At 68.4% G+C, this 6,949-nt stretch carries 7 protein-coding genes; 1 reads left to right on the top strand and 6 read right to left on the bottom strand.

Annotated features, from left to right (window positions below):
• Positions 1–44: 44 nt before the first annotated feature.
• On the bottom strand, positions 45–467 hold the full coding sequence (locus IAE41_RS21380) for a response regulator (RefSeq protein ID WP_108747225.1): 423 nt from the start codon (positions 465–467) through the stop codon (positions 45–47).
• Between the two features lie 191 nt (positions 468–658).
• On the opposite strand from IAE41_RS21380, the gene IAE41_RS21375 reads away from it, so the two are divergent.
• Positions 659–970: a zf-TFIIB domain-containing protein gene (locus tag IAE41_RS21375; protein WP_116864732.1), complete on the top strand. Its 312-nt coding sequence runs from the start codon at positions 659–661 to the stop codon at positions 968–970.
• 63 nt (positions 971–1,033) lie between these two features.
• Here IAE41_RS21375 and IAE41_RS21370 read toward each other — a convergent pair whose 3' ends face one another.
• The 5 genes from IAE41_RS21370 to recQ form a co-directional block, all read right to left on the bottom strand.
• The gene (locus tag IAE41_RS21370; RefSeq protein ID WP_200734477.1) at positions 1,034–1,546 is read right to left on the bottom strand and encodes a GNAT family N-acetyltransferase; all 513 of its coding nucleotides are present in this window, start codon (positions 1,544–1,546) and stop codon (positions 1,034–1,036) included.
• Between the two features lie 68 nt (positions 1,547–1,614).
• Positions 1,615–2,580 (bottom strand): copper resistance protein B, encoded by a 966-nt coding sequence (locus tag IAE41_RS21365; RefSeq protein WP_200734476.1) that lies wholly within the window; start codon positions 2,578–2,580, stop codon positions 1,615–1,617.
• Positions 2,577–4,379: a copper resistance system multicopper oxidase gene (locus tag IAE41_RS21360; RefSeq protein WP_200734475.1), complete on the bottom strand. Its 1,803-nt coding sequence runs from the start codon at positions 4,377–4,379 to the stop codon at positions 2,577–2,579. Before IAE41_RS21360 ends, IAE41_RS21365 begins: the two co-directional genes overlap by 4 nt.
• Before the next feature lie 58 nt (positions 4,380–4,437).
• Positions 4,438–4,818, bottom strand: coding sequence for a CopL family metal-binding regulatory protein (locus tag IAE41_RS21355; RefSeq protein ID WP_200734474.1), 381 nt, complete (start codon positions 4,816–4,818; stop codon positions 4,438–4,440).
• Between the two features lie 212 nt (positions 4,819–5,030).
• Positions 5,031–6,836 (bottom strand): DNA helicase RecQ, encoded by a 1,806-nt coding sequence (gene recQ, locus IAE41_RS21350; protein WP_200734473.1) that lies wholly within the window; start codon positions 6,834–6,836, stop codon positions 5,031–5,033.
• Positions 6,837–6,949: the final 113 nt, after the last annotated feature.

Genomic DNA, 6,949 nt, shown 5'->3' with positions numbered 1-6,949 from the left:
CTACTTCAGTGTCAGTAGATCCACGCCACGCGTGGATCAGGGCTTCAGGCGGCCTGCGCGTCCGGGCCGGTCAACACGCCGGCATCGGCGTGGCGGAAGCACAGCCGGATGGCGTCGAGCAGCTCGCTCATGTTGTACGGCTTGGGCAGGAAGTGGATGCCATCGCGCAGCTGCGGCAGCACCGCGTGCTGGTCCATGCCCGAAGTGACCAGGATCGGCAGCTGCGGGTACAGGCCGCGCACGTGGTTGGCGGCCTCGATGCCGCTGACCAGGCCCAGGTTGACGTCGGTGAACAGCAGGTCGAAGCGCTCGCCGGCGGCCAGCAGGCCCAGCGCGGCTTCGGCCGAGCTCACGCCCACCACGTGGCAGGCCTGGCTCTCCAGCGCCATGCGGCTCAGCTCGCGGGTCTCCTCGGCGTCCTCGATCAGCAGGACGCGGGGCTCTACGTGGCGCTTGGACAGCAACATGACGCGACAACTCCGGACAGCAATTGGTGAAAAGGCGCGCAAGTATGCTCGACCGTGGGGTGATCCCGGCGTGCAGGGTCGGCTAAGACGGCGTTACAGCACGCAGGGCGGGGCCCCCGCCAACGGTCATGTTGCCGGCCAGTCATCGATGCACAGGTAGAGTCGAAGGCTGACCAACAGGAGCCACGCCCATGCAGTGCCCCGTGTGTACCACCCAGACCCTGCAGATGGCCGAGCGCCACGGCATCGAAATCGACTACTGCCCGGGCTGCCGTGGCGTGTGGCTGGATCGTGGCGAGCTGGACAAGATCATCGAGCGTGCCGGCGCTGCAGTGCCGCCGCCGGCCCCGGTGCAGGCCGCGCCGCAGGTCGCGCCGCCGCCGGTGATGCATCGCGATACCCGCCATCTTGGCCAGCGCCAGGATGAAAACCGTGGGCAGTACGGCCACGGTTACAAGAAAAAGAAGAAAGAGAGCTTCCTGTCGGAGCTGTTCGACTTCTGACGCTGTTTGTAGAGTCGAGCAAGCTCGACTCTACGGAACAGGTGCAGTCGAGCAAGCTCGACTCTACGGGCGGCGCAGGATGAACTCGCGGTCCAGCGTGCTGCCGACGATGAAGTCGTACTCGCCGGCCTTCTCGCAGCCGTAGCGCGCGTAGAAGCGCTGCGCGGCGAAGTTCTCTTCCCACACGCCCACCCACAGGGTGCGGTGCCGGGGCTGGTCCAGCCAGGCGATGAACGCATCCATCAGGCGCGCGCCATGCCCGCCGTTCTGGTGGGCGGCGAGGATGTACAGCCGCTTCAGCTCGATGTCGCCCTCGCGTGCATCGGCATGCGGCAGGGTGTTGGCACCGGCGGCCAGGTAGCCGACCACGTCCGCATCCTCCAGCAGCAGCCAGACCGCGCTGCGCGGGTCGGACAGTTCCTCGCGCTGCGGCGCGATGCCGTAGTGGTCCTGCAGGAACACGTCCAGCTCCTGCGGCGGGTACGAATCACCCCAGGTTTCGGTGTAGGTGGCAATGGCGATGGCCGAAAGCGCTTCGGCATCGGCCAGGGTGGCGCGGCGGATCTGCAGGGACATGGCGGTGTGTGGGATGGAACGCGGCGCAGTGTAGCTGGCCCCGGCAGTTGCCGGGGCCGTGCAGTGCGTCAGAACCACATGCGCACACCGGCCACCCAGCGCGTGTCGCGCGCGTGGTCACCGGCCTGGTCGGCAGCATCGCCGAAACTGCGCTCGTGGCTGATGCCGATGTAGGGCGCGAAGCGGCGGCTGAACTCGTAGCGCAGGCGCAGGCCGGTCTCGACTTTGTTCAGGCCGCGGCCAATGCCATGTTCCGGTTCGTCCTTGGCTGCCAGCGTGGCTTCCACCAGCGGTTGCAGGATCAGCCGGTTGGTCAGCAGCACCTCATACTCCACTTCGGCCTTGGCCAGCACCTGCCCGCCGGAGCCCAGGTAGAGCGTGGCCGAGCTTTCGAACTTGTACGGCGCCAGGCCCTGGATGCCGATGGCGGCCCAGGTGCGCGAATCGGCCGGGCGGAAATCCTGGCGTACGCCGACCAGCACGTCCCACCACGGCGACACGCTGCGCCCGTACAGCGCTTCCAGCGACGAAGACGCGGTGCGGCCACCACTGCGCTCGCCATCGCTGCGCAGCCACAGGCGGTTGATGTTGCCGCCGATCCAGCCGGTGGCCTCCCAGGCCTGGCCATCACCGTTCCTGCCGTCCCAGTGTTCCAGGCGATCGATCAGCAGCAGGCTGTTGATGTCCGGGGCGTGTTCCATGGCGCCATGGTCGATGGGCGGGAAGGCGGCAGCGCGGTCGGCATCGGTGGGCACCGGGATGGGCTCGCGGGGTTCGCTGGGCGCGGGCATGGGCATGTCGTGGCCCATCGCCGAATGGTCCATCTGCGAATGATCCATTGCGCCATGGTCCATGCTCGAATGATCCATCTTCGAGTGATCCATCTTCGAGTGGTCCATCGTCGAGTGATCGACCGGCGCCGGTGTGGGCGTGGCCATGTCATGGCCGGCATGCGCGTCATGCGACTGCGCGAACGCAGGCAAGGCAGCGGCCAGGCCCAGGGCCAGCAGGCTGCGGGAGAGGTGACGGCTCATTCTTCGATCCTCACTTCGCGCATCATGCCTGCTTCCATGTGGTACAGCAGGTGGCAGTGGTACGCCCAGCGGCCGAGCGCATCGGCGCGCACGCGGTAACTGCGGCGGGTGCCCGGCGGCATGTCCACGGTGTGCTTGCGCACCTGGAATTCACCCTGTGCGTTTTCCACGTCGCTCCACACGCCGTGCAGGTGGATGGGGTGCTGCATCATGGTGTCGTTGACCAGCACGATGCGCATGCGCTCGCCGTAGTTCAACCGCAGCGGTTCGGCGCTGGCGAAGGGAATACCGTCGAACGACCAGGCGAATTTTTCCATGTGCCCGGTCAGGTGCAGCTCGATCTCGCGGCTCGGCTCGCGGCCATCGGGGTCTTCGAACAGGCTGTGCATGGCGCCGTAGGTGAGCACCTGGCGGCCGTTGTCGCGCAGGCCGATGCCGGGGTCATCCAGCTTCGGCTCGCTGGCCGAACTCTGCATGTCCACCAGCGGGTTGTTGCGTTCGCTGGCCGGGTGCTGCGGTGCCATGCTGGTGCTGTCGCCGCCATGCGCGCCGTGGCCCATGCTGGCGCCGCAGCCGCCTTCCATGCTCTTCATCGCGGCCATGTCATGGCCGCCGTGGCCACTCATGTCGTGGCCCATGTCGCTCATCGTCAGCAGCGGGCGCGGGTCGCGCTGCGGCACCGGTGCCTGCAGGCCATGGCGCACGGCCAGGGTGCCGGCGGCGAAGCCGGTGCGGCCCATGTCCTGGCAGAAGATGGTGAAGGCGTCCTGCCCGGTCGGTTCCACCAGCACGTCATAGGTCTCGGCCGGGGCGATGCGGAATTCATCGATGCTGACCGGGTGGATGTACTGGCCGTCGGCGGCGACCACGGTCAACTTCAGGCCGGGGATGCGCACGTCGAAGTAGGTCATCGAGGCGCCGTTGATGAAGCGCAGCAGCACCTTCTCGCCGCTGCGGAACAGCCCGGTCCAGTTGCCGGCCGGAGCCGTGCCGTTCATCAGGTAGGTGTAGGTGTGGGCGTTGACGTCGGAGATGTCGGTGGGCGTCATCCGCATCCGGCCCCACATGCCACGGTCGGCCACGGCGGCCGACCAGCCATCGCGGCGCACGTCGCGCACGAAGTCGGGCAGGGTGCGCTTGTAGTAGTTGTCGTGCTCGGCCAGCTTTTTCATGCGCCGGAACAGCGCGCCCGGGTCCATGTCGGTCCAGTCCGAGAGCAGGATCACGTGCTCGCGGTCGTGGTGGTATGGCGCCGGTTCGGCCGGGTCGATGATGAGCGCGCCGTACAGGCCGGCCTGCTCCTGGAACATCGAATGGCTGTGGTACCAGTAGGTGCCCGACTGCCTCAGCTGGAAGTGGTAGTGGTAGGTCTCGCCGGGGCCGATGCCGTTGAAGCTGAGGCCGGGCACGCCGTCCATGTTGGCCGGCAGCAGGATGCCGTGCCAGTGGATGGAGGTGGGGTGGCGGTCGAGCGTGTTGCGCACGAACAGGTCTACGATCTGGCCTTCGCGCCAGCGCAGGATGGGCGCGGGCAGCGAGCCGTTGACGGTGATGGCCGGGCGGGTGCGGCCGGTGAAATTGGCCAGCGACTCGCCGATGGCCAGCTCGACGCGGGTATCGGTGAGCACGGCGGGCGCGCCGGCCAGGCGCGGGGTGGCGCTGGCCGCGGCAAGCGCGCGCTGCGGCACGCCGATGGCGGTGGCGCCGGCCACTACGCCGCCAGCGGCCAGGCCCTGTACGAACAGGCGGCGCGACGGCATGGGCAGGCCGCCCGGGCCGGGGGGAATGCGGGTATTCATGGGGTGACTCCAGACACGGGAAGGCGCCGGCAGGACGCCGGCAGCGGTACGCGTGGAATCAGCCGATGGGAGGGCGTGAGATGGACGGCAGCGGCGGTGCCGGGCGGCCAGCGCCGGGCATCGGCTGCGGGGCCAGCGACAGTGCCGGGCCGGCCAGGAACGGCTGCGGCTGCACGGCCAGCAACGGGTGCTGGGCGCAGCTGCGCACGCAGTCCTTGATCTGGCAGTGGGCATCGTGGGCCGGAGCTTCGGCCTGGGGCGCGGGCTCGGCCTTCATGCCGGCGTGGTGATGGCAATCCCCCTCGGCCGCGTCTGCGGCGGCCATGGCGGGCGCCATCTGGCCCATCTGCTCGTGCCCGCTGGCCATGGCCGCGTTCAGCCCGTTGAGCAACAGGCTGAGCATGAGCACGACGCGGAGCAGGGTCGAGGCGAGGGACATGGGCGTCAATCTAGCGGCAAGCGGCGCGCGATGCACTTCTTGCTGAATGGCGCGTTCAAGGTTGGAGCAGGACGAGGGACGGTTTCGTAGAGTCGAGCTTGCTCGACTGGGTGAGCGGAGCAGTCGAGCAAGCTCGACTCTACGGGCCAGCGGCAGCCGAGCATGGGCTCGGCTCTACAACGGCATACACGAAGCGCGGCCGGACAGAATGGTCAGCCTTCCTCGCGCACGATCTCCACCAGGCGCGGGCCGTAGCGGCTCAGCTTGGTGCCGCCGATGCCGCCGACCCGGGCCAGTTCGTCCAGGCTGGTCGGCCGCTGTTCGGCGATGTTGCGCAGGGTGCTGTCGTGGAAGATCACGAAGGCCGGCACGTTCTGTTCGCGCGCCAGCTCGCCCCGCAGGCCGCGCAGGGCGTTGAACAGGGCCAGGTCCTGCGGCAGCACCGACAGGCCGGTGCGCTGCGCGCTGCGTTCGCGGCCGCCGCTGGTGCTGGCGGCATCGCGGCGCATGCTGACCTGGCGGCGGCCGGTCAGCACGTCACGGCTGGCGTCGGTCAGGCGCAGGCCGCCATGGCCCTCGCTGTCCACTTCCAGCATGCTGGCCGCCACCAGCTGGCGGAACACGCTGCGCCACGTGCGCGCATCCAGGTCGCGGCCGATGGCATAGGTGCTCAGCTTGTCGTGGCCCTGCTGCTTGATCTTCTCGTTCTCGCTGCCACGCAGGATGTCGATCAGGTGGCCGACGCCGAAGCGCTGGCCGCTGCGGTAGACGCAGCTCAGTGCCTTCTGCGCGGGGATGGTGGCATCCCAGGCGGCGGGCGGGGTCAGGCAGTTGTCGCAGTTGCCGCAGGGCTGCGGGTAGGTTTCGCCGAAGCCGGCCAGCAGCACCTGGCGGCGGCACTGCATGGATTCGCAGTAGCCCAGCAGGTGGTCCAGCTTGGACCGCTCCAGCTGCTTGCGTTCCTCGCTGGCCTCGGACTGCTCGATCATCTGCTTGAGCAGCACCACATCGCCCAGGCCGTAGCACAGCCAGGCCTCGGCGGCCTCGCCGTCGCGGCCGGCGCGGCCGGTTTCCTGGTAATAGCCTTCCATCGACTTGGGCAGGTCGGTATGCGCCACGAAGCGCACGTCCGGCTTGTCGATGCCCATGCCGAAGGCGATGGTGGCGCACATGACGATGCCGTCCTCGCGCAGGAAGCGGCGCTGGTTGTTGGCCCGCACCTCCGGCGGCAGGCCGGCGTGGTAGGGCAGGGCATTGAAACCCTGGCCACAGAGGAACTCGGCGGTCTCCTCGACCTTGCGCCGCGACATGCAGTAAACGATGCCCGCCTCGCTGCGGTGGCCGCGCAGGAAGTCAGTCAGCTGCTTGCGGGCGTTGTCCTTCTGCACCACGGTGTAGCGGATGTTGGGACGGTCGAAGGAGCTGACGAAGTGCCGGGCCTCGGCCAAGTCCAGGCGCTCGGCGATCTCGCGCTGGGTGGGCGGGTCGGCGGTGGCGGTGAGGGCGATGCGCGGAATATCCGGCCAGCGCTCGTGCAGGACGGTCAGCTGGCGGTACTCGGGGCGGAAATCGTGGCCCCACTGCGACACGCAGTGCGCCTCGTCGATGGCGAACAGGGCGATGTGGCTGCGCGAGAGCAGGGACAGGAAGCGGCCGGTCAGCAGGCGCTCGGGGGCGACATAGAGCATGTCCAGTTCGCCGGCCAGCAGCTCGCGCTCGACGCGGGCGGCGGTTTCGCCATCCAGGGTCGAGTTCAGGTATTCGGCGCGCACGCCGAGCTGGCGCAGGGCTTCGACCTGGTCCTGCATGAGCGCGATGAGCGGGGAGATGACGATGCCGCAACCGTCGCGCAGCAGGGCCGGGACCTGGTAGCACAGCGACTTGCCGCCGCCGGTGGGCATGAGGACAAGTGCGTCATGACCGGCAGCCACGTGCTCCACGATGTCCTGCTGGGGACCACGGAAATCGTCGTAACCAAAGACGCGTTGGAGCAGTTCGTGCGCGGGACGGGAAGCCATCCGGCTAGTTTACCCCGGCGGGGGTGTCTCGGCAGGGCTGCGCCCCACCCCTGACAGTTTCATGCGGCTGTTGGTGGGTGCCGACCGTTGGTCGGCACATCTGTCAGATATCG

Source organism: Stenotrophomonas sp. S39 (assembly GCF_016624665.1).
Classification (GTDB): Bacteria; Pseudomonadota; Gammaproteobacteria; order Xanthomonadales; family Xanthomonadaceae; genus Stenotrophomonas.
The sequence above is the reverse complement of the archived record's forward strand: the minus strand, read 5'-3'. Positions and strand labels throughout refer to the sequence as shown.